General features: G+C 43.8%; 20 protein-coding genes. All 20 read left to right on the forward strand.

The window, feature by feature from the left end; genetic code table 11:
- Positions 1 to 86 precede the first annotated feature (86 nt).
- The 20 genes from BVG16_RS14520 (at position 87) to BVG16_RS14615 (ending at position 20,699) form a co-directional block, all read left to right on the forward strand.
- Positions 87 to 848 (forward strand): ClpP family protease, encoded by a 762-nt coding sequence (locus BVG16_RS14520; RefSeq protein WP_078499395.1) that lies wholly within the window; start codon positions 87 to 89, stop codon positions 846 to 848.
- Positions 845 to 1,093 carry a YlzJ-like family protein gene (locus BVG16_RS14525; protein ID WP_078499396.1) on the forward strand — a complete coding sequence of 83 codons (249 nt, stop codon included), beginning with the start codon at positions 845 to 847 and terminating at the stop codon, positions 1,091 to 1,093. The genes BVG16_RS14520 and BVG16_RS14525 overlap by 4 nt, the downstream gene beginning before the upstream one ends.
- Positions 1,094 to 1,151: 58 nt before the next feature.
- A complete protein-coding gene (locus BVG16_RS14530) occupies positions 1,152 to 3,833 on the forward strand; it encodes an FtsK/SpoIIIE family DNA translocase (protein WP_078499397.1) in 2,682 nt (893 codons plus the stop codon).
- A gap of 90 nt (positions 3,834 to 3,923) precedes the next feature.
- Positions 3,924 to 4,691 carry a spore cortex-lytic enzyme gene (gene sleB, locus BVG16_RS14535; protein ID WP_078499398.1) on the forward strand — a complete coding sequence of 256 codons (768 nt, stop codon included), beginning with the start codon at positions 3,924 to 3,926 and terminating at the stop codon, positions 4,689 to 4,691.
- Between the two features lie 130 nt (positions 4,692 to 4,821).
- Positions 4,822 to 6,102: an EF-P 5-aminopentanol modification-associated protein YfmF gene (yfmF, locus tag BVG16_RS14540; protein WP_198957470.1), complete on the forward strand. Its 1,281-nt coding sequence runs from the start codon at positions 4,822 to 4,824 to the stop codon at positions 6,100 to 6,102.
- A gap of 3 nt (positions 6,103 to 6,105) precedes the next feature.
- Entirely contained in the window at positions 6,106 to 7,401 is a 1,296-nt protein-coding gene (yfmH, locus tag BVG16_RS14545; protein WP_078499400.1) for an EF-P 5-aminopentanol modification-associated protein YfmH, read from the forward strand.
- A gap of 29 nt (positions 7,402 to 7,430) precedes the next feature.
- Positions 7,431 to 8,177, forward strand: coding sequence for an elongation factor P 5-aminopentanone reductase (gene ymfI / locus BVG16_RS14550; RefSeq protein WP_078499401.1), 747 nt, complete (start codon positions 7,431 to 7,433; stop codon positions 8,175 to 8,177).
- A gap of 70 nt (positions 8,178 to 8,247) precedes the next feature.
- Positions 8,248 to 8,496, forward strand: coding sequence for a DUF3243 domain-containing protein (locus BVG16_RS14555; protein WP_078499402.1), 249 nt, complete (start codon positions 8,248 to 8,250; stop codon positions 8,494 to 8,496).
- A 210-nt stretch (positions 8,497 to 8,706) separates the two neighbouring features.
- Positions 8,707 to 9,471 carry a DUF3388 domain-containing protein gene (locus BVG16_RS14560; RefSeq protein WP_078499403.1) on the forward strand — a complete coding sequence of 255 codons (765 nt, stop codon included), beginning with the start codon at positions 8,707 to 8,709 and terminating at the stop codon, positions 9,469 to 9,471.
- A gap of 60 nt (positions 9,472 to 9,531) precedes the next feature.
- Positions 9,532 to 10,452, forward strand: a complete 921-nt coding sequence (locus tag BVG16_RS14565; RefSeq protein ID WP_078499404.1) for a helix-turn-helix domain-containing protein — start codon at positions 9,532 to 9,534, stop codon at positions 10,450 to 10,452.
- A 32-nt stretch (positions 10,453 to 10,484) separates the two neighbouring features.
- A complete protein-coding gene (locus BVG16_RS14570) occupies positions 10,485 to 10,976 on the forward strand; it encodes a YajQ family cyclic di-GMP-binding protein (protein WP_078499405.1) in 492 nt (163 codons plus the stop codon).
- Between the two features lie 136 nt (positions 10,977 to 11,112).
- A complete protein-coding gene (gene rimO, locus BVG16_RS14575) occupies positions 11,113 to 12,441 on the forward strand; it encodes a 30S ribosomal protein S12 methylthiotransferase RimO (RefSeq protein WP_078499406.1) in 1,329 nt (442 codons plus the stop codon).
- Complete coding sequence (pgsA, locus tag BVG16_RS14580) at positions 12,438 to 13,028, forward strand: CDP-diacylglycerol--glycerol-3-phosphate 3-phosphatidyltransferase (protein WP_078499407.1); 591 nt, start codon at positions 12,438 to 12,440, stop codon at positions 13,026 to 13,028. The genes rimO and pgsA overlap by 4 nt, the downstream gene beginning before the upstream one ends.
- A gap of 60 nt (positions 13,029 to 13,088) precedes the next feature.
- Positions 13,089 to 14,354 carry a competence/damage-inducible protein A gene (locus BVG16_RS14585; protein WP_078499408.1) on the forward strand — a complete coding sequence of 422 codons (1,266 nt, stop codon included), beginning with the start codon at positions 13,089 to 13,091 and terminating at the stop codon, positions 14,352 to 14,354.
- A gap of 248 nt (positions 14,355 to 14,602) precedes the next feature.
- A complete protein-coding gene (recA, locus tag BVG16_RS14590; protein WP_078499409.1) occupies positions 14,603 to 15,649 on the forward strand; it encodes a recombinase RecA in 1,047 nt (348 codons plus the stop codon).
- Between the two features lie 57 nt (positions 15,650 to 15,706).
- A complete protein-coding gene (locus BVG16_RS14595; RefSeq protein WP_078499410.1) occupies positions 15,707 to 16,456 on the forward strand; it encodes a regulatory protein RecX in 750 nt (249 codons plus the stop codon).
- A gap of 364 nt (positions 16,457 to 16,820) precedes the next feature.
- The gene (rny, locus tag BVG16_RS14600) at positions 16,821 to 18,362 is read left to right on the forward strand and encodes a ribonuclease Y (protein ID WP_078499411.1); all 1,542 of its coding nucleotides are present in this window, start codon (positions 16,821 to 16,823) and stop codon (positions 18,360 to 18,362) included.
- Between the two features lie 99 nt (positions 18,363 to 18,461).
- Positions 18,462 to 19,256 carry a TIGR00282 family metallophosphoesterase gene (locus BVG16_RS14605; RefSeq protein WP_078499412.1) on the forward strand — a complete coding sequence of 265 codons (795 nt, stop codon included), beginning with the start codon at positions 18,462 to 18,464 and terminating at the stop codon, positions 19,254 to 19,256.
- A 118-nt stretch (positions 19,257 to 19,374) separates the two neighbouring features.
- The gene (locus tag BVG16_RS14610) at positions 19,375 to 19,635 is read left to right on the forward strand and encodes a stage V sporulation protein S (RefSeq protein ID WP_006211249.1); all 261 of its coding nucleotides are present in this window, start codon (positions 19,375 to 19,377) and stop codon (positions 19,633 to 19,635) included.
- A gap of 113 nt (positions 19,636 to 19,748) precedes the next feature.
- Positions 19,749 to 20,699 (forward strand): dipeptidase, encoded by a 951-nt coding sequence (locus tag BVG16_RS14615; RefSeq protein ID WP_233147039.1) that lies wholly within the window; start codon positions 19,749 to 19,751, stop codon positions 20,697 to 20,699.
- Positions 20,700 to 20,837: the final 138 nt, after the last annotated feature.

Consider the following 20,837-nt stretch of genomic DNA (forward strand, 5'->3'; position numbering starts at 1 on the left):
TGCGTTTGAAGGATCGAGTATTGAATAACGCAAGCTGCACCATACTATGGGATGCAAACCCAGAACAGAATGGTGGAGGTTTTATGATGACATATTGGAATGAACAACAACACACAAATGAGGAACAGCCTGTAGAAGCCCCTCCTGAGAATAAGCAGGTCCCGCCGACAGTACAAACGATTAATCAATTGGGACAGACTACCACCCCGAATGGCGAGTCGAATATCTTCTGCATGTCGATTATTGGACAGATCGAAGGTCATTTGGTCTTACCTCCTCAGAACAAGACAACGAAGTATGAGCATGTCATTCCTCAAATTGTTGCAGCTGAACAAAGTCGATCGATTGAAGGCGTGATGATCGTTCTGAATACAGTCGGAGGTGATGTGGAAGCCGGTCTCGCTATTGCCGAAATGATCTCATCCCTCTCCAAGCCAACCGTTACGGTTGTTTTAGGAGGTGGACATAGTATAGGCGTTCCGATCGCAGTATCGTCCGATTACTCCATTATTGCAGAGTCAGCGACGATGACCATACATCCCATCCGGTTAAATGGTCTTGTTATCGGTGTGCCCCAAACCTTTGAATATTTAGATAAAATGCAAGAGCGTGTTGTCCGATTCGTGACATCCCATTCTAGAATCCCAGAAGAGAAATTTAAAGAATTAATGTTCAAAACGGGCGAACTCAACCGCGATATTGGAACATCCGTCGTAGGCCCCGATGCGGTTAAATACGGACTGATTGACGCTATTGGTGGCGTGGGGGAAGCTATTAAGAAATTAAATCAGCTTATTGAAGAACGACGGCAGCATCATACGACTGAGGGGAGTGTACCCATTCAATGACAATCTACACAAGCATGCCCATTGAACTGGTACTAAGCGGTGTTGAACAACCTCGCCAGCCTGATATGGAGTTGGAAGTGAATGGCATTCTCATGCAAGTATCCCCCTTAGGTACGACGTCAGGCACGATTGTACGGCTGTTGCGCTGTCCACTTCATACCTATCTTGATCCTTCCTATGCACCAGGTCAGGTTATCCAGTATCATCCAATAATACCTTCCGGGACTAATTCCATGTTCAAATAGGAACAGGATAGGAACATCCCCAGATTTATGCTATAATGAACTTCTGGGGGTGACCGGTTTGGCGCGAAGAAAAAAGAAGAAGTCCTTATTCAGTTCGAGCCTAAAATACGAAATTTACGGCATCATTTGGATTACGCTTTCAGTCATTGCATTAGCAGGGGAAGCAACGGTCGGCCGCTCTTTTACGAAAATGTTTGGTCTTGTATTAGGCAAGTTTTACTTTGTCATCCCGATTATTGGGGTATACGTAGGGCTTTATGTTATGGTCAAGCGAAAATGGCCGCTGGGCTGGTCTGCAAGAAGGTCAGGGATGCTCATTATCGTGCTTGCTCTAACCCTGATGAGTACAATATGGACCATCGATCACAAATTGCCGCCTACTGTGGATGTCACAGCGAATCGAATTATCTCGCAAATACATAATGATATGAAAACCGAACTATTAACACCTGGGACCGCTCAATATGGGTCGATCTATCAAAAGCAGATCAGCGGCGGTTATATGGGTGCTTTTAGTTATGCTGTTCTTTTCTGGCTATTTGGCGCGCTTGGAGCCAAGTTAATGATGATTGTTTTGTTCGGCATAGGAGTAATGCTGACTGCAAACATGTCATACGTAGAGCTCCTGAGATGGATCAAGCAGCGACTTTTCCGATTCCAGGATTTGATACGCATCAAGGTCCGTTCCGCGAAGCGAACTAAGAAAGCGAACAAACCTGCGCTCAAGCTTCATTCCAAAAAAAAGCCTTTGCGTGATCTTCACGATGAGGATGAGGAAGATGATTATTACGAAACGGACGAGCAGGGTGAAGAAGCTTCTCCAAAACGTAAGACGATGCCATTATTCTTTCAACTATTTGGCGGAAAAACAGGATCAACCCGTCCGCGAGATGAAATCGATGAGGAAGACGACTACTTGGATCGTGGTGTCATTATGACTTCACCACAACAAGTCGTGAAACTGGAGGATGATGAGGACCCAATTCGTCCTTTAGAGCAGTCGAGTCATGCTGTACCTCAGGGCCCAATTTTTAGGGATTTTCAAGAATCCGCTCTTTCATCGTCTGAAGATGAGGAGATGGACGGTCCAGATGAGCATATGTCTCCTGTAGTTGGACATTCACATCAGAATGTGTCTAATCCACAGTCCTTACATGATCATGTGGAACCTGCACTCACTGATTCACTTGGGAATGACCACGAGGGTTTACAAGATGATGCTAATCACACCATCACGAATGGCGAACAAGCACCTGCAGCACAGGATACGGAATCGGCAGAATCTACGCCGGTGGTCGTCATGCCGCCACCTAAACCTTATCTTTTGCCTAACTTCCGCTTGCTAAGTAAACCGCAAGGAAGCGGGAAAAATGGGGATCAACCTGACTTTATGCAGACTGCGCGTAAGCTGGAGGCAACGCTTGAAAGCTTTGGGGTTAGAGCAAAAGTTTTGGAGGTTGTGCGTGGACCTGCAGTTACACGCTATGAAATTCAACCAGATATCGGTGTTAAGGTGAGCCGTATTGTAAGTCTCACTGATGATATTGCGTTAGCCCTTGCGGCCAAAGATATCCGTATGGAGGCACCGATTCCGGGTAAATCGGCTATCGGTATTGAAGTGCCTAACTCGGAAGTCTCCATTGTTACCATGCGCGAGGTCATGGAAACACAGATATTTTCGGATTCTGCTTCTAAGCTCTCCATTGCATTCGGCCGTGATATCTCAGGGCAGACGATCGTAGGCAATTTAGCTCGGATGCCCCATTTACTTGTTGCGGGTGCGACAGGTTCGGGTAAATCCGTATGTATTAACGGGATTATTACGAGTATTCTCTATAAAGCAAAACCTGATGAAGTGAAATTCCTGATGATTGACCCGAAAATGGTGGAGTTAAATGTCTATAATGGCATTCCTCATTTGTTGGCGCCTGTCGTGACGGATCCCAAACGAGCTTCGCTTGCCTTAAAGAAAATCGTCGTCGAAATGGAGAAACGATACGAGCTTTTCTCGAAATCAGGAACTCGGAATATCGAAGGTTATAATAAACTCATGGATAGTAATCCTGCTGCCGTACTTCCATTCATCGTCGTGATCGTGGACGAGCTTGCAGATTTGATGATGGTCGCTTCGAATGATGTCGAGGATGCGATCTGCCGTCTTGCCCAAATGGCGCGTGCTGCGGGGATTCACTTAATCATTGCAACACAGCGTCCATCTGTTGACGTTATTACGGGCGTCATTAAGGCAAATATTCCTTCACGAATCGCCTTCGGCGTGTCTTCACAAGTGGATTCTCGGACCATTCTAGATATGGTTGGTGCAGAGAAGCTTTTAGGTCGAGGAGATATGCTCTTCCTCCCGATGGGATCATCCAAACCCTTACGTGTTCAAGGGGCTTTCTTGTCAGATGAAGAAGTGGAATCCGTCGTAGAATATTGCCGCAACCAAGGGCAAGCCGTCTATAATGAGGACCTTGTACCAGAGATTGATGAGACCACGGATCAACCGGAAGAGATTATGGACGAGCTCTATGATCAAGCCGTACAGATCGTATTGGAAGCAAAACAAGCGTCTGTGTCATTGCTACAGCGCCGCATGCGTGTCGGCTATACAAGAGCAGCACGTTTAATTGATTCCATGGAAGCGCATGGCGTTGTCGGTCCATACGAGGGTAGTAAGCCGCGTGAAGTGCTGATCTCTATGGAACAGCACCAAAACAATAATCGCATAAGCTCTTAATCAAATTCATGTGCATAATCAGCCTAAGCTTTTCTCATAATAGAATTACCATTCCTGTAAAACTAACATGAGAAAGGTAGAGCTTAGGCGATGAAAAAACGTATTATTTGGATTACAGCAGCGATCGTACTGCTTCTCATCGGTACATATCAGTTGAGAACATCATTATTTACTGCACAAGAGACGTTCAGCAATGCAATTCTGAAAGTCGGGGCCAAAGGCCAAGACGTGAATGAATTGCAAGGAAGGCTTAAGTTTCTAGGTTTTTACTACGGTAAAGTGGATGGTCATTTCGGCAACACCACTTTGAAATCCGTGAGATGGTTTCAGTCTGAGTTTGGCATGAAGGTCGATGGAATTGTAGGCGGGAAGACGAAGGTCAAATTATGGAATGCGACGAAACACTGGGTACCTTCCGGAAATACCGCCCCGGCTGCTCCAAACAAAAAGCCTGATACGGGTGAAGCATCAAATAATGTGGGCTCCCATAATAATTTGGGCTTTTCCAGTAATGATCTGAAATTGATGGCTAATGCTGTCTATGGTGAAGCACGTGGGGAGCCGTATGAAGGACAGGTTGCCGTAGCAGCTGTCATTCTCAACCGCGTCAAATCTCCAAGCTTCCCGAACACGGCATCGGGTGTTATTTTCCAACCTGGCGCATTTACGGCTGTTGCAGACGGGCAGATTTGGCTAACGCCAAATGAGAATGCCCGCAAAGCGGTGCAGGATGCCATTAATGGATGGGATCCTTCAGGAGGTTGCTTGTATTACTTTAACCCGGATACAGCGACGTCGAAGTGGATCTGGACCCGTCCACAGGTCAAGACGATTGGTAAACACATTTTCTGTATGTAACATAGTTGTACGTGAAGAAGTAACCTCGCTATTGTGTGAGGTTGCTTCTTCATTTTCCAATGGTATAGAATGGAATTGATTTGAATAAGATTGACTTTAAAAATAGGGAATGACGAAAAGGAGACTTGCTTTGACCATGACAAGTTTTGAGCAGGGCCAAGTTCATCAGATGCGAATTCATGTGATGCCAACCAAACGATTTAAAACGTTTGCCATTGCACTTTATATCGGAGTTCCGTTGGAAGAATCAACGGTGACGGAAGTGGCATTAACGCCGTTTGCGCTGCGTAGAGGTACAGAGACCTACCCGGAGACGATTCAATTCCGTGAGCGACTGGATGATTTGTACGGGGCTGGGTTTGGATTTGATGTGTTAAAACGTGGAGATTATCAAATTGTACAATTCCGCATGGATATCATTAACGATGCGTTTGTCGCATCGGAACAATCACTATTGCAGCAATCCTTCGCTTTTTTAGGTGAGGTATTGACCAAACCTGCTTTGAAGCAAAACAAATATCGCGACAAATATGTCGATGCGGAGAAAGAAACCCTACGCAAGCGGTTAGATTCGATTGTGAATGATAAAATTCGATATGCAGCAGAACGCTGTATTGAAGAAATGTGTAAGAATGAACCTTACCGCTTACATCCGCTCGGCAAACGGGAAGACATTGAAGGGATTACATCGGAATCCCTGGTTAAGCATTATGAAAAATGGCTGCAGTCAGCAAATATGGACTTGTATGTCGTCGGAGATACGTCTTTAGAAGAAGTACAGAAGCTCGTAGAGCAATCTTTCCAGTTACAGCGGTCCAAAGAGGTTAACTATGAATTAAAAGCCCCTACAAGACAATCTCGTGACGTTCAGACGATTGTAGAGAAGTTAGACGTAGGGCAAGGAAAATTAAATATGGGCTTGCGTACATCGATTACCTATGGCGATGATCAATATGCGGCGGCATTAATGTATAACGGTATTTTAGGCGGATACCCGCACTCCAAATTATTTGTTAATGTACGGGAGAAAGCCAGCCTAGCCTATTATGCTTCTTCAAGGTTTGATGGTCATAAAGGAATTTGTACGATTCAATCCGGGATTGAAATCGAGAATTATGAGAAGGCAGTGGAGATCATTCGCCAACAACTGGACAGTATGAAAACAGGTACCATTAGTGATCTAGAGCTGACTCAGACCAAAGCAATGATATCTAACCATGTGCGCGAGCTTGGAGATTCTGCATTTGAAATGATTGGCTATGATTTTAACCGCCAGTTATCAGGCAAGAATCGCCCAGCATCCCAGCTATTAGAGCAAATTGAGAACGTGACCATTGCAGATATTCAGGCTGCTGCGCAAACGTTCGAATTGGATACGATTTATTATTTGCGGGATCGGAAGGGAGAGTAGCTCATGCAAACCATACAACATCCAGAGCTTCAAGAAACGGTCTATTATGAGAAAATGCCAAATGGCTTAGATGTATATGTATTACCGAAGGAAGGGTTCCAGAAGACGTATGCTACTTTCTCCACGCGATACGGCTCTATCGACAACCATTTCAAAGTAGCCAAAGGCGAAGACACGCAAGTACCGGATGGCGTAGCGCATTTCCTGGAGCACAAAATGTTCGAAGAGCCGACAGGCGATATTTTCGCAACCTTCGCCAATCAAGGCGCTTCAGCGAATGCTTTTACAAGCTTTGATCGTACGGTTTATTTATTTACGGCTACGGAACAAATTGATGCGAATATCGAGACCTTGGTGAATTTTGTTCAGAATCCTTATTTTACAGATGAAAATGTAGAGAAGGAAAAGGGCATCATCGGACAAGAAATCAAGATGTACCAAGATAATCCGGATTGGCGCGTCTATTTTGGCGTGATCGAAGCCATGTTCGGGATCCATCCTGTGCATATCGACATTGCAGGGACAATTGAATCCATCGGTACCATTACCAAAGAAACGCTGTATACCTGCTATAACACCTTCTATCACCCTTCCAATATGCTGTTATTCGTTGTAGGCGGTGTGAATGCCGAAGATGTAATTGAATTAGTTCGTGCCAATCAGGCCAAGAAAGACTATGGACAGCAAGGTGAAATCGATCGGATCTTCGCAGAAGAGCCGACTGCGGTTCATCTGAAACGAAAAGTGACACACTTACCTGTTTCGTTGCCGAAATGTCTCTTTGGGTTTAAAGAAAAGAACATCTTGGAACTTGGGGCAGAGCAATTGCGTCGGGACTTGGTCATTAAATTAATGCTGGATATTATGTTGGGTTCCAGTACTCCGTTGTATCAGCAGCTATACGATGAGAAATTAATTTCAGATGGCTTTGGATTTGAGTTCAATAGCGGAAAGAACTATGCTTTCTCCATCATTGGAGGGGACACACCGGATCCGGATTTATTAATTCAACGCATACGTGATGCAGTTGAAGCGATGAAGACAACAGGCTTTAATCAAGCTCACTTCGAACGTGCTCGGAAAAAGAAAATCGGCGGTTATCTGCGGATGTTGAATTCACCGGAAGCGATTGCTAATGAATTTACGAACTATAAATTCCGTGATTGTGATTTATTTGAAATTTTGCCGGTGTATGAATCCATCACGCTGGAGGAAGTGAATGAAAGCCTCCGTAACCATTTTGACTGGGAACAGCTGGCCATTTCAATCGTGGAAAGTCCATCGCAATCTAATTCGTAAATAAGTATAGGGATGAGTTGAGATACGGTATGAAATCATTTGGGGAAACGAATGTCTTGATTACCGGCGGAAGCCGGGGGATCGGAGCAGCGATCGCAGAACGATTTGCATCCGTAGGGATGAATGTCGTCATTCACTATCTGAATGCGCATGAAAGTGCAAATGAAGTCGCACGAAATTGTATGAAATACGGGGGGCGGGTTCTTACCGTCACGGCTGATCTTCGATCTAAGGAACAGCTGCAGCGTATGCTTGAGAAATTGGAAAGTCACAACATGATGCCGGATATTCTTGTGAATAACGCGGGAATCGCGCATTATGGCATGCTATCGGATGTCACCGAAGATCAATGGGATGATATGATGTCCATCAATCTCAAAGGAATGTTCTTGTGTACGCAGTTATGTATGCCGCACATGATAGCTCAGAAATATGGCCGGATTATCAATGTATCCTCCATATGGGGCATGTCTGGCGCATCGTGTGAAGTGGTCTATTCGACGACGAAAGGCGGCATGAATGCATTTACCAAAGCTTTAGCCAAGGAATTGGCGCCTTCGGGCGTAACGGTGAATGCAGTAGCTCCTGGTGCGGTAGATACGATGATGTTGAACAATCTAGATCAACAAGAGAAACAGATGCTTGAAGAGGAAATTCCGCTTGGGCGATTCGCTCAGCCGGAAGAGATTGCTTCGTTGGTATATTTTCTGGGGTTACCGGAATCTAGCTACATCACGGGCCAAATTATCAGCCCTAACGGCGGTTGGTTAACGTAACTTAAGAATAATTTCGATTGTAATTGCGCACATTACAACTGTTGATTATATCAAGAGGAGTGAACAACAGATGTCAGTGCTTGGTAATTACGATAATTGGAAAAACTTCCTTAAGGAACGCGTGCAACAGGCGAAAGCTGTAGGAATTTCTGATGAAGCAATTGCAAAGTTCGCTTATGAAATAGGAGATTTTCTCGATGAGAAAGTTAGTCCTAAGAATGGGCCTGAGCAAGCATTAAAAGAGCTGTGGGATGTAGGTTCTGAGCAAGATCGCCAGACCATTGCTCGCTTAATGGTGAAACTTGTAGAAAAAGGATAATAAAAGCGCAATAGGTCTAAAGTTGGAAAGTCCCCATTCGTGGGGACTTTCTTCTAATGTTTTGATGGGTTGCGCTTGCCTTTCGAACTAATTTTATATATGATTAAATCTGATTGAAAAACCGCAAAATTAGGCAAAATTTGATATTTGACAGCGAATTTCCTGTTAATATATTCTAAGACATAACCAATCATGGGGAGTGTGTCGATCATGGAATATCAGCAATGGTATATGGAGTACAAAATACATAAAAATAGGCCTGGTCTCCTAGGGGATATCGCTTCATTACTCGGTATGCTCGAGGTCAACATATTAACAATTAATGGTGTTGAAGGAAAAACAAGGGGAATGCTCTTGCAGACGGATGATAATGAGAAGATCAATCTCATGGGTCAGATGCTGAAGAAAGTTGATAATATTACCGTTACGGCATTAAGAACGCCGAAATTAGTGGATATATTGGCAGTTCGTCACGGCAGATATATTGAAAGAGACTCAGATGATCATAAAACATTTCGTTTTACGAGGGACGAGCTAGGATTGTTGGTTGATTTTCTTGGCGAGATCTTCAAACGGGAGGGGCATCAAGTCATTGGACTCCGAGGCATGCCTCGTGTTGGCAAGACCGAGTCCATAATTGCAGGCAGCGTTTGTGCGATGAAGCACTGGACATTCGTCTCTTCTACGCTGCTTCGTCAAACGGTGCGCAGTCAACTTTCGGAAGAAGAAATTAACCCGAACAATGTATTCATCATCGACGGTATCGTAAGTACGATTCGTTCGAATGAGAAGCACTATCATTTGCTTGAAGACATTATGAAAATGCCAAGTACCAAGGTGATCGAGCATCCTGATATTTTCATGCGTGAAACCCAGTACGGGCCGCAAGATTTCGATTACATTATTGAACTGCGCAATACCCCAGAAGAAGAAATAACTTACGAAACATTTACTGTGAATTACAATGATTTCTAATGTATAACACGCATTCATCCATAATCATGATGATAAATATTTAATAACGGAGGTGAGGATGTGTCGAATTTAGGAGATTTATTAAGAAATGCACGATTAGAAAAAGGAATGTCACTCGACGAGATACAAGAACTAACCAAAATTCGGAAGCGCTATTTAGAAGCGATTGAAGATGGCGATTATAAAGTGCTGCCAGGCAACTTCTATGTACGCGCTTTTGTGAAAACATATGCCGAAACTCTAGGGCTAGATTCTGATGAAATTGTACAAATGTATAAGAGTGACATTCCAGAACCGATTTCCGAGTCGGTTTCCGTAGAGCCTATTATTCAGAAACGTCGTCGCTCAGAACGCCAGCGTCAAGCTAGTGCGAGTAAGTGGATTACGTCTGTGTTAATGTGGCTGTTCTTGATCTTGATTGTCGTCGTGGTTTACTTCTTCTACATTCATAATGCGAAACCGAGTGGTGAAAAAGTAGATACCGAGACGCCTATTACACAAGATAAGAAGCCTCCGACGACACCGACGGATCAGTCAGGAACTGGAGAGACAACTCCACCTGAGACAACAACGCCGGAAACTACACAGCCGCCAGTTGAACAACAGATTGTGGCTCCAACATTAGTTCCGAGCGGAAAAATCGGTAAAGCGAATAAGGTCAAAGTCCAAACGACATCTACAGAACCGATCAAAGTGGAAATTACAGCAACGGGCGGAAGCAGCTGGTTGAATGTATACAAGAAAGTGTATCAAGGTGAGAAGCTGTACGATGCGAACTTGGCAGATGGCGAAACACAGACTTTCGAATTGGGTGAAGGTTTATATATTCGTCTGAATCGTCCCGATTATTTGGAGATTAAAGTGAATGGTGTTGTCTTGGAAGACAGCAACAAAGCTGCCGCAGAGCGTTTTGTTCTTCAACCTGAAGTAATAGCGCCAGCCAATGGAACAGACACGACTACAGGCACTTCCGGTCAGTAGTTTGATGTTTTGTAGGGAAGGAGTTAATTGGAATGAGCTCTGAAAATTCATTTGATATCGTTTCGAAGTTAGATATGCAGGAAATGAACAATGCGATTAATCAGGCGGAAAAAGAAATTGCCACACGCTTTGATTTCAAAGGTAGTAAGAGCAGTATGAAGCTGGAAAAAGAAGAGTTGACGATCATTTCCGACGATGATTTTAAGCTGGAAAATGTGCTGGATATTTTGAAGTCCAAAATGGCGAAGCGCGGTTTGACACTTAAAAACTTGGAATATGGAAAGATCGAGCCAGCATCATCAGGTACCGTGAGACAGAAAATAAAATTGAAGTCCGGTATTGATCAAGATAATGCGAAAAAAATCAACATTCTCATCCGGGATTCGAAGATTAAAGTGAAAAGCCAGATTCAAGGCGATCAAATTCGGGTTACCGCCAAAAGTAAAGATGATTTGCAAGCGGTCATTCAATTACTGCGCAAAGCGGACCTTCCGCTTGATTTGCAGTTCACAAATTTAAAATAATTTCCAAAAACAACCTCGGTCATGAGATAGTATCTCTTGTCGAGGTTGTTACAATTTTGACACCGGTTTAACGATTGTATTATACTGAGTTAGATATAGAGAATGATTGCGCATAGGTATGGGGGATGCATAACAAATGACTGAGAAAATTAAAATCGTAACGTTGGGTTGCGAGAAGAACCTTGTGGATTCAGAGATTATGTCAGGTCTTATTCATGAACGGGGCTATTCTGTAGTTGAAAATAATGAAGAAGCGACCGTTATTATTGTGAATACATGCGGATTTATCGACGCTGCAAAGGAAGAATCGGTAAATACCATCTTAGATTTGGCAGAGCTCAAAGAAACAGCGAACTTGAAAGCATTGATCGTATCGGGATGTTTAACACAACGCTATAAAGAGCAACTTATGGAAGAAATGCCGGAGATCGACGGGATCGTCGGTACAGGTGATTTCGACAAAATTAATGATATTGTAGATGAAGCATTACGCGGATCGAAGCCGATTCTTGTCGGTAATCCGGTGTTTAATTACGATCAGAAGCTTCCTCGAAGAATGTCTACGCCACGGTTTACGACCTATGTGAAAATTGCTGAAGGCTGTGATAACGCATGTACGTTCTGCAGCATTCCAATTATGCGTGGTAAATTCCGCAGCCGTTCCATCGAATCCGTCATTGGAGAAGTGGAGCAGCTTGCAGCTCAAGGTGTCAAAGAAGTTAGTCTTATTGCGCAAGATTCGACGAACTATGGAACGGATTTGTATGATCAATTTATGCTTCCGACATTAATGAATAAAGTCAGTGAAGTACCAGGTATTGAATGGGTAAGATTACACTATGCTTATCCCGGATTTTTCACAGATGAGCTCATTGATGTGATTGCGGATAACCCCAAAATTTGTAAGTATATCGATATGCCGTTACAGCATAGTGAAGATAGCGTGCTGAAGCGGATGCGTCGTCCAGGTAGACAACGTGATACGAGAGAATTGGTTGCCAAAATTCGTGCTCGTATTCCTAATGTTTCTTTACGTACGTCATTGATTGTTGGTTTCCCTGGTGAAACAGATCAAGATTTTGAGAATCTATGCGAATTTGTACGGGATATTAAATTTGATCGCATGGGCGTATTCACGTATTCGAGTGAAGAAGGTACACCGGCAACACGTCTACCGGATCACGTAGATGAAGACGTAAAAGAATATCGTGCAAATACATTAATGGAGATTCAACGTCAAATCTCGAATGATGTTAGCGGTAAGCATATCGGACAGGTATTGGACGTACTTGTTGAAAGATATGAAGGCCGTAATGATGTATACGTTGGGCGCTCACAATTCGATGCACCTGAAATTGATGGTGAAGTGTTTATTACAAATTGTAAAGTAAGCATTGGAGAAATTACGAAGGTTCGTATCACACATGCTTATGAGTTTGACCTATCTGGGGAGGGTGTCTCTTGAATCTCGCCAATAAAATCACTTTAGCTCGTATTTTTCTCGTGCCGATCATAATGTTTTTCTTGTTGGTTAATTTTAATTACTTTCCTGAAATTCATATGGAAAGTTTCCAAATTAATTATAATCAAATTATTGCTGCGTTAATTTTTATTATTGCAGCGAGCACGGACGGGCTCGATGGATATATTGCACGCAGCCGCAAAATGGTTACGAATTTAGGCAAATTACTAGATCCTTTAGCGGATAAGTTGCTTGTCGCAGCTGTACTCATTTCACTCGTTGAAATGGGCAAATGTGATGCGTGGATCGCGATTGTAATTATTAGTCGTGAGTTTGCTGTAACAGGGTTGCGACAAATCGCTTTATTAGAGGGAGCGGTTGTAGCGGCGAGTAAATGGGGCAAAATTAAAACCGTGACACAAATCACAGCCATCATCCTGATGCTGTTGAACAATTTTCCGTTCCAATTCATTGGTGTTCGAGTGGATTTGATTATGATGTGGATTGCTGCATTAGTAACCGTCTATTCGGGAATAGATTATTTTGTCAAAAATAAAAATGTACTTCACTTTTCAGACAAAAAACAATAGGCATGCCTATTGTTTTTTGCTCTTCATACATAAGTGGGAATGAATAAGGGGGAAACGGTTATGAAAGCAGAAATAATTGCAGTCGGAACAGAGTTGCTATTAGGTCAGATTGTGAATTCGAATGCGCAGTATCTATCTCAAGAACTCGCTGCATTAGGCATTGATGTCTATTATCAGACGGTGGTTGGAGATAACTTAAAAAGGTTGCAGCGCGCCATTGAAATTGCACGCGAGCGGGCAGATCTTGTTATTTTTACCGGTGGTATTGGTCCAACGCAAGATGATTTGACGAAGGATGCTCTTGCTGGCTTGCTGGGCCGTTCTCTTCACATTCATCAGCCATCCATGGATCTAATTGAACAGTTCTTTAGCAGCCGCGGTGCACACATGGTAGAGAGCAACCGCAGACAAGCGCTTATGATCGAGGGCAGCGAGCCTCTAGCAAATGCAACGGGACTTGCGGTGGGTAACGCGATAGCACAAGATGGAACGTACTATATTCTATTACCTGGTCCTCCGAAAGAAATGAAGCCCATGTTCCAACAGGAAGCAACGAAATGGCTGAGAGAACATGCGTTAACCAATGAGCAACCCTTGTATTCGAGAATGTTAAAATTTGCGGGGATCGGTGAATCTTCTTTAGAAGCGCAGCTTATCGATCTTATTGAAGTTCAGCAGGATACGACGATAGCTCCCTATGCCAAAGAAGGGGAAGTAACGATACGTGTATCGACCAAAGCAGATTCAGAAGCAGAGGCGCAAGAAAAGTTGGCCGAGGTTGTGACAGAAATTCGAAATCGCTTATCAGACCATCTCTATGCGACTGTAGATGTACCTATCGAGAAAATTATCGTGGATCGTATGAGTGAACTTGGGGTTACTTTAGCTGCGGCTGAGAGCTGCACTGGCGGACTACTGGCGGAGTTAATCACGGCGATTCCAGGCAGTTCCCACATGTTTAACGGTGGAATCGTATGTTATTCCAATGCGATGAAGGAGAAGCTGTTGAATGTTCCTGCAACATTGCTAGAGGGTCCTGAAGCACCGGGGGCGGTTAGTGCCGAAGTCGCTGTGGTGTTAGCTGAGCAAATGCGAATCGTGGCCAATTCAGACTTCGGTGTCGGGATCACGGGTGTTGCTGGTCCGGGTAGCTCTGAACGCAAACCGGCCGGGCTTGTATATGTTGCTATTGCCCATAAAGGTGAACCTACATTAGTTCTGAAGCTTCAGCTATCAGGCGGACGCGAGATCATTCGTTTGCGTTCTGTAAAGACGGTATTGTATCATTTATGGCGTAAGTTGAACGAGTTAACTTCCAAGCAGTGAATATCATCTAGAATTGGAATGTTATTGGTGGAAGCTCTTGAAATTTACATTTCGAACTCGTATAATAAGACTAAGTTTAACGGAAGAACCGTAGCGAAGAGTCCCTTTGCTGCGGTTTTTCGCGTTCACATCCATCCATTTCATGAACGTATGCTGCAAAAAAAACGAATGTATGTTCGAAAAAACACTTGGCAAAGGAACAAAAACAAGTTATCATGATACTATAAATGAAAAAGGAAGTGAGTTCATTGTCAGATCGTCGCGCTGCGTTAGAAATGGCTTTACGTAATATTGAGAAACAATTCGGTAAAGGTTCGATCATGAAACTGGGCGAGTCCACACACATGCAGGTGGAAGTGGTACCGAGCGGATCTTTGGCGTTAGATATTGCACTTGGAATTGGCGGCTTCCCGCGCGGAAGAGTTATTGAAGTATATGGACCGGAATCTTCAGGTAAAACCACGGTAGCGCTGCATGCCATTGCAGAAGTTCAGAAGACAGGTGGAACAGCTGCTTTTATCGATGCGGAGCATGCATTGGATCCGTTATATGCAAGCAAATTGGGCGTTAACATCGATGAATTGCTCTTATCCCAACCGGATACAGGAGAACAAGCATTGGAAATCGCAGAGGCACTCGTGCGAAGCGGCGCGGTTGATATTATTGTCATTGACTCCGTTGCAGCACTTGTACCGAAGGCTGAGATAGAAGGAGACATGGGGGATTCCCACGTTGGTCTTCAAGCTCGTCTGATGTCTCAAGCACTTCGTAAATTGTCTGGTGCCATCAGCAAATCGAAGACGATCGCTATCTTTATCAACCAGCTTCGTGAGAAAGTTGGCGTCATGTTCGGTAACCCCGAGACAACACCGGGTGGACGAGCATTGAAATTCTATTCTACGGTTCGTCTGGATGTAAGACGTGTTGAGACGATTAAACAAGGTAATGATATGGTTGGTAACCGTACAAGAATCAAAGTCGTGAAGAACAAGGTAGCGCCTCCGTTCAAACAAGCTGACATTGATATTATGTATGGCGAAGGGATCTCACGTGAAGGCAGCATTATCGATATCGGAACGGAAATGGATATCGTGAACAAGAGTGGTGCGTGGTATTCCTACGAGAATGAGCGCCTAGGCCAAGGTCGTGAGAATTCGAAGCAATACTTGAAAGAAAATGCAGAAATAGCGAATGTCATTGAGAACAAAATTCGGGAAGCAAGCCAACTTTCAACGATTGTTCCTGCGAACTTAGCTGGACAAGAAGAAGAGGAAGACTTCGAATTAGAAGACTAATTCCAATAAGCCCCCTTAACCATAAGGGGGCTTATTTCTTAACAAGGAGGAGTGCACATGCAGATACAGGAAGGTCACAATGATCCGTCTCGTGTACAGCGAACATGGGAGCCTCCAGCTGACACGGAGCTTCTCATTACATCGGTTGAGAGAGAGCCTCGGAGAGCTCATCGATACCGCGTTTATATCAATGAAGAACTTGCTTTCTCTGTTCATGAAGATATCATGGTGAAGTTTCGTCTCGTCAAGGGAATGCTTATTGAACATCGAGACCTTCATTCGATTATGGTTGCTGACGAGTTACAGAAGGCCTACGTGCAAGCCATACGGTTTCTTGGTAGCAAACCTCGGACTAGACATGAAATTGAACAGCGGCTATCACAGAAAGGCTACGAGGGTTCGTTGATTCAGCAAGTTCTTGAACGATTAACGCATGAGCAGCTGATAGATGATGGGCAGTATGCAAAACAGTGGACAGATCAACGCGTACGAAATCATAAAAAGGGAAGACTTATGATAAAGCATGAACTCCAGCAAAAGGGAATCGACAAATCACAAATTGCAGAAGCGATGGAAGAACTGGATCTTGAAGCAGAACAAGAGAGTGCTTTTCAGGTAGGTTACCGAAAATGGCAAAATACAAAAGGTGAACGTTTTGATCGTAAACAAAAGACGTTTGCTTTCCTGATGCGCAGAGGTTTTCCTTCACAAGTGGTGCGACAAGTCATGCAGCGTATTGATCAAATGGAACGTGATTCTGAAGAAGCTGAGTACATGAACGAAGAGGATGATTTTTTACTCGATTAATGATATTTAATGTTAATTACGTTAAATAATTATAGCTGATAATGATCACCTTGTTCGAGCAGAACGGCATCTTCGAAGAGGAACTCATGTCAATTGCTTGACAACTTCTTTTTACAAATACTAAAATGAAAAAGTATCATACTATTTCCGAATCAATTTTTCCTTCCAAAAAGTTGATTCAACTGATTAATTTCGCCAATCATTGACTCGCTTATCTTGATATCGATGAAGATAAGACAATGGGTGTCACAATCGAACGATATTGTGATACACAGATGAAAACGATGAATATGTAAGTGAAACGGTTTGAAAACCGAATAATGCCCAAGCACTGGCTTGGAGAAACAACGAGGAGGTGAACCAGATGGATATTATTGTTTCAGTCGTTCTCGTTGTAGCCGCATTGATCATTGGTTTTGTGATTGGATATTTTATTCGCAAGTCTCTTGCTGAAGCAAAGATTTCAAGTGCTGAGCATGCCGCTGAGCAGATTATTGAGAGTGCGAAGAAGGATGCAGAAGCGCTTAAGAAAGAAACAGTGTTGGAGGCGAAAGACGAAGTCTTCAAAGTCCGCGCTGAAGCTGATAAAGACATTCGTGAGCGTAGAAATGAAATTCAACGTCTAGAACGTCGAGTGTTGCAAAAAGAAGAGTCGCTGGATAAAAAATTAGAATCACTAGAACGCAAAGAAGAGCAAGTGGCGAGCAAAGAGAAACGCATTGATGAAACACAAGAGCAAATCAACGTGATTCTTAAAAGTCAAACGGCTGAACTTGAACGTATTTCTAACCTAACCATGGAAGATGCTCGTCAGATCATCTTAACGAATGTAGAGCAAGAAGTGCGTCATGAATCAGCGCAAATGATTAAAGAGATCGAGCAACAAGCGAAAGAAGAAGCTGATAAAAAAGCTCGCGAGATTATTACTCTAGCGGTGCAGCGTTGTGCAGCGGATCATGTCGCAGAGACAACGGTTTCCGTTGTAACGTTGCCGAACGAGGAAATGAAAGGCCGGATTATCGGGCGTGAAGGCCGTAATATCCGTGCCCTAGAGACTTTGACAGGTATCGACTTGATTATCGACGATACGCCGGAAGCGGTAATTTTATCCGGTTTCGATCCTATTCGCCGCGAGATTGCTCGTACATCCCTTGAGAAGCTCGTAGCAGATGGTCGTATCCATCCTGCTCGTATCGAAGAGATGGTAGAGAAATCCCGTAAAGAAGTTGACGAGCGTATCCGTGAATACGGGGAGCAAGCAACGTTTGAAGTGGGTATTCATGGATTGCATCCAGATCTCATTAAGATCCTTGGCCGTCTGAAGTTCCGGACGAGCTATGGTCAGAATGTACTGAAGCATTCGATGGAAGTTGCTTACTTAACTGGATTGATGGCCGCAGAGCTTGGCGAAGATATTACACTCGCCAAACGTGCCGGATTGTTGCATGATATTGGTAAAGCGCTAGATCATGAAGTGGAAGGGTCTCATGTTGAAATCGGCGTGGAATTAGCCAAGAAATACAAAGAACATCCAGTAGTAATCAACAGTATTGCATCCCATCATGGTGATTGCGAAGCAACATCCGTTATCGCGATGCTGGTAGGTGCAGCTGATGCCTTATCTGCTGCAAGACCGGGTGCTCGTAGAGAGACCCTAGAGACATATATCAAACGTCTTGAGAAGCTTGAAGAAATTTCGGAATCTTTCGAAGGCGTTGAGAAATCATTCGCTATTCAAGCGGGTCGTGAAGTACGCGTTATGGTACAGCCAGATAAGATTGATGACACGGAAGCATTCCGTTTAGCACGTGATATTACCAAAACCATTGAAAGTGAACTGGACTATCCGGGTCACATCAAAGTTACGGTTATTCGTGAAACTCGTGCGGTTGAATACGCTAAATAATGATCATAATGAAAAGTGGCTGATTTGCAGCCACTTTTCGTTCATTCCTGGGACATGTATACAGAAGTAACGCGGGAATGGGTATAGGAGGAGAGCACCATGAAAGTATTATTCATTGGAGACATCGTAGGGAATACAGGCAGAAAAGCACTAAAACACATGCTACCACTGCTTAAAGATAAATATAACCCGCATATTATTATCGCGAATGGGGAAAATGCCGCGGGAGGCAAGGGAATCACAGCAGCCATCGCAAGAGAGTTCTACAATATGGGGATCCATGGGCTAACGATGGGTAATCACACATGGGACAATAAAGAGATTTTTGACTTTATCGATGATGATCAACGTATGGTTCGTCCTGCCAATTTTCCAGATGGTACACCGGGAAGAGGCTGGATGAAGGTCGAAGCCAATGGTAAAGAGCTGATTGTTATCAATATGCAAGGTCGCACATTTTTGCCGCCGCTGGATTGTCCGTTTAAGAAAGCGGATGAGATAGTGGATCAAGTGAAGAAGAAACAATCCTGTATCCTCTTCGATTTCCATGCGGAGACAACGTCGGAGAAAATAGCCATGGGGTGGCATTTAGACGGCCGCGTATCTGCCGTTGTAGGAACGCATACGCATGTTCAAACGAATGACGACACGATTCTGCCGGAAGGCACAGCTTTTATCACAGATGTGGGTATGGTTGGTTCGAAGGATGGAGTTCTTGGAGTCGATCGTGAAGCCGTGTTATATAAATTTAAGACACAGTTGCCGGTTCGTTTTACGGTGGATGAGGGAAAATGGCAATTCCATGCGGTTTACATGGAGATTGACGAAACGACGGGTAGAGCAACTCGGATCGAGAAAGTCCGTCAAGTAGAAGATCAATGGGTGATGAACTAGTCGCCTAACTTGTCAAGCTTTGCTGAACATCTTTGTGGAAAAAGAAGGAATTTTTTTCGCTATGCACGAATAAGAGTAATAGTGGAATCCATTCATCATTCCCGAGGAGGTACTTATCATGGAAGTATTAAAAGTTTCAGCAAAATCCAATCCAAACTCCGTAGCAGGTGCACTGGCAGGCGTCCTACGTGAGCGTGGAGGGGCTGAATTGCAAGCGATTGGTGCTGGTGCATTAAATCAAGCGATTAAAGCTGTAGCGATTGCCAGAGGATTTGTAGCGCCTAGCGGGGTGGACTTGATTTGTATTCCTGCTTTTACAGACATTGTGATCGATGGCGAAGATCGGACGGCAATTAAGCTCATTGTCGAGCCTAGATAAATATAGTGGTACGACTGGAACCTGTTTACATCGTAAACAGGTTTTTTTGCGTTTTCGGGGACTAGTTCGCGGCTTGATTTCATAGGGATTAAGAGAAAGGGAGTGGCTTCAACGTGAAATATCAAATTGTAGATATGCATTGTGATGTGATTAGCAAGATGCTGCAATCACCAACCATTCAATTTAAGGATGATCGGCGACTGGATGTGACTTTGGAACGCCTCGAGCAAGGACAAGTAAAGACCCAGTGCTTTGCGATTTATTTGTCAGAGAGTCTGGGGAAGCCCCGGTTTGAACATATCCTTCACAGTATCGATGTATTCCATCGTTCGGTTCTGAATCATCGCAAAATGAGATTTATTCGGTCTCAGGAAGATTGGGTTGAGATGGAGGCTGCAGGGGATCAGATTGGCGCGTTGTTGTCGCTAGAAGGCGTAGATGGGCTGGAAGGCGATTTGTCTTACGTACATCTATGTTACTTGTTAGGTGTTCGATTGATCGGTTTTACGTGGAATCATGCCAATTGGGCAGCAGATGGTGTGATGGAGCCTCGGAATGGGGGGTTTACCCGCAAAGGAAGAGCATTGATCGAGCAATGCGAACAATTGGGACTGATTATGGACGTATCTCATTTATCTGAAGCGGGTTTTTGGGAGCTAGCAGAACGTTCTTCCAAACCCATTATCGCTTCCCATTCTAATTCACAAACCATCTGTCCCCATCCAAGAAATTTAACCGATGATCAAATTGTAAGTATTATTCGTCGCGGTGGACGGATTGGCATTACATTTTTCCCGCCATTCGTGCGTCGGGATTCATCCGTTTCCATCGATGATGTCCTGCGACATATCGATCATATTTGTTCTTTAGGTGGAAAAAGCAACCTGATGTTTGGTTCGGACTTCGATGGAATCGATCAATTTATTACCAATTTAGAACATCCCGGAAAGTATGATAAACTTCACAATGCCTTGGCTCGACAGTATTCTTCAGCAGATGTCGAAGGGTTCACTTATAAAAACGCTTCCATTTTTCTCAAAGCCGCGCTGCCGCTAAATAGTTAATCCGTCCCTATCATCTAAAACTGATATGATTTCGATCGAAAAGTGCTATCTAATGAATCCGCCGAAAACGCTTGCTTTTTCCATGCTCTAGCCATAGAATTTAGTTGACTCAATTGAAAAAGAAAAATTTTCTATGTA

Source organism: Paenibacillus selenitireducens, from assembly GCF_002021565.1.
Lineage (GTDB): Bacteria > Bacillota > Bacilli > Paenibacillales > Paenibacillaceae > Paenibacillus_K > Paenibacillus_K selenitireducens.

What these genes read in the sequence shown, in the direction of transcription:
- BVG16_RS14520 (WP_078499395.1), top strand. Translation starts at nt 87, where the DNA reads ATGACATATTGGAATGAACAACAACACACAAATGAGGAACAGCCTGTA.
- BVG16_RS14525 (WP_078499396.1), top strand. Translation starts at nt 845, where the DNA reads ATGACAATCTACACAAGCATGCCCATTGAACTGGTACTAAGCGGTGTT.
- sleB (WP_078499398.1), top strand. Translation starts at nt 3,924, where the DNA reads ATGAAAAAACGTATTATTTGGATTACAGCAGCGATCGTACTGCTTCTC.
- yfmH (WP_078499400.1), top strand. Translation starts at nt 6,106, where the DNA reads ATGCAAACCATACAACATCCAGAGCTTCAAGAAACGGTCTATTATGAG.
- ymfI (WP_078499401.1), top strand. Translation starts at nt 7,431, where the DNA reads ATGAAATCATTTGGGGAAACGAATGTCTTGATTACCGGCGGAAGCCGG.
- BVG16_RS14555 (WP_078499402.1), top strand. Translation starts at nt 8,248, where the DNA reads ATGTCAGTGCTTGGTAATTACGATAATTGGAAAAACTTCCTTAAGGAA.
- BVG16_RS14560 (WP_078499403.1), top strand. Translation starts at nt 8,707, where the DNA reads ATGGAATATCAGCAATGGTATATGGAGTACAAAATACATAAAAATAGG.
- BVG16_RS14570 (WP_078499405.1), top strand. Translation starts at nt 10,485, where the DNA reads ATGAGCTCTGAAAATTCATTTGATATCGTTTCGAAGTTAGATATGCAG.
- rimO (WP_078499406.1), top strand. Translation starts at nt 11,113, where the DNA reads ATGACTGAGAAAATTAAAATCGTAACGTTGGGTTGCGAGAAGAACCTT.
- BVG16_RS14585 (WP_078499408.1), top strand. Translation starts at nt 13,089, where the DNA reads ATGAAAGCAGAAATAATTGCAGTCGGAACAGAGTTGCTATTAGGTCAG.
- BVG16_RS14595 (WP_078499410.1), top strand. Translation starts at nt 15,707, where the DNA reads ATGCAGATACAGGAAGGTCACAATGATCCGTCTCGTGTACAGCGAACA.
- rny (WP_078499411.1), top strand. Translation starts at nt 16,821, where the DNA reads ATGGATATTATTGTTTCAGTCGTTCTCGTTGTAGCCGCATTGATCATT.
- BVG16_RS14605 (WP_078499412.1), top strand. Translation starts at nt 18,462, where the DNA reads ATGAAAGTATTATTCATTGGAGACATCGTAGGGAATACAGGCAGAAAA.
- BVG16_RS14610 (WP_006211249.1), top strand. Translation starts at nt 19,375, where the DNA reads ATGGAAGTATTAAAAGTTTCAGCAAAATCCAATCCAAACTCCGTAGCA.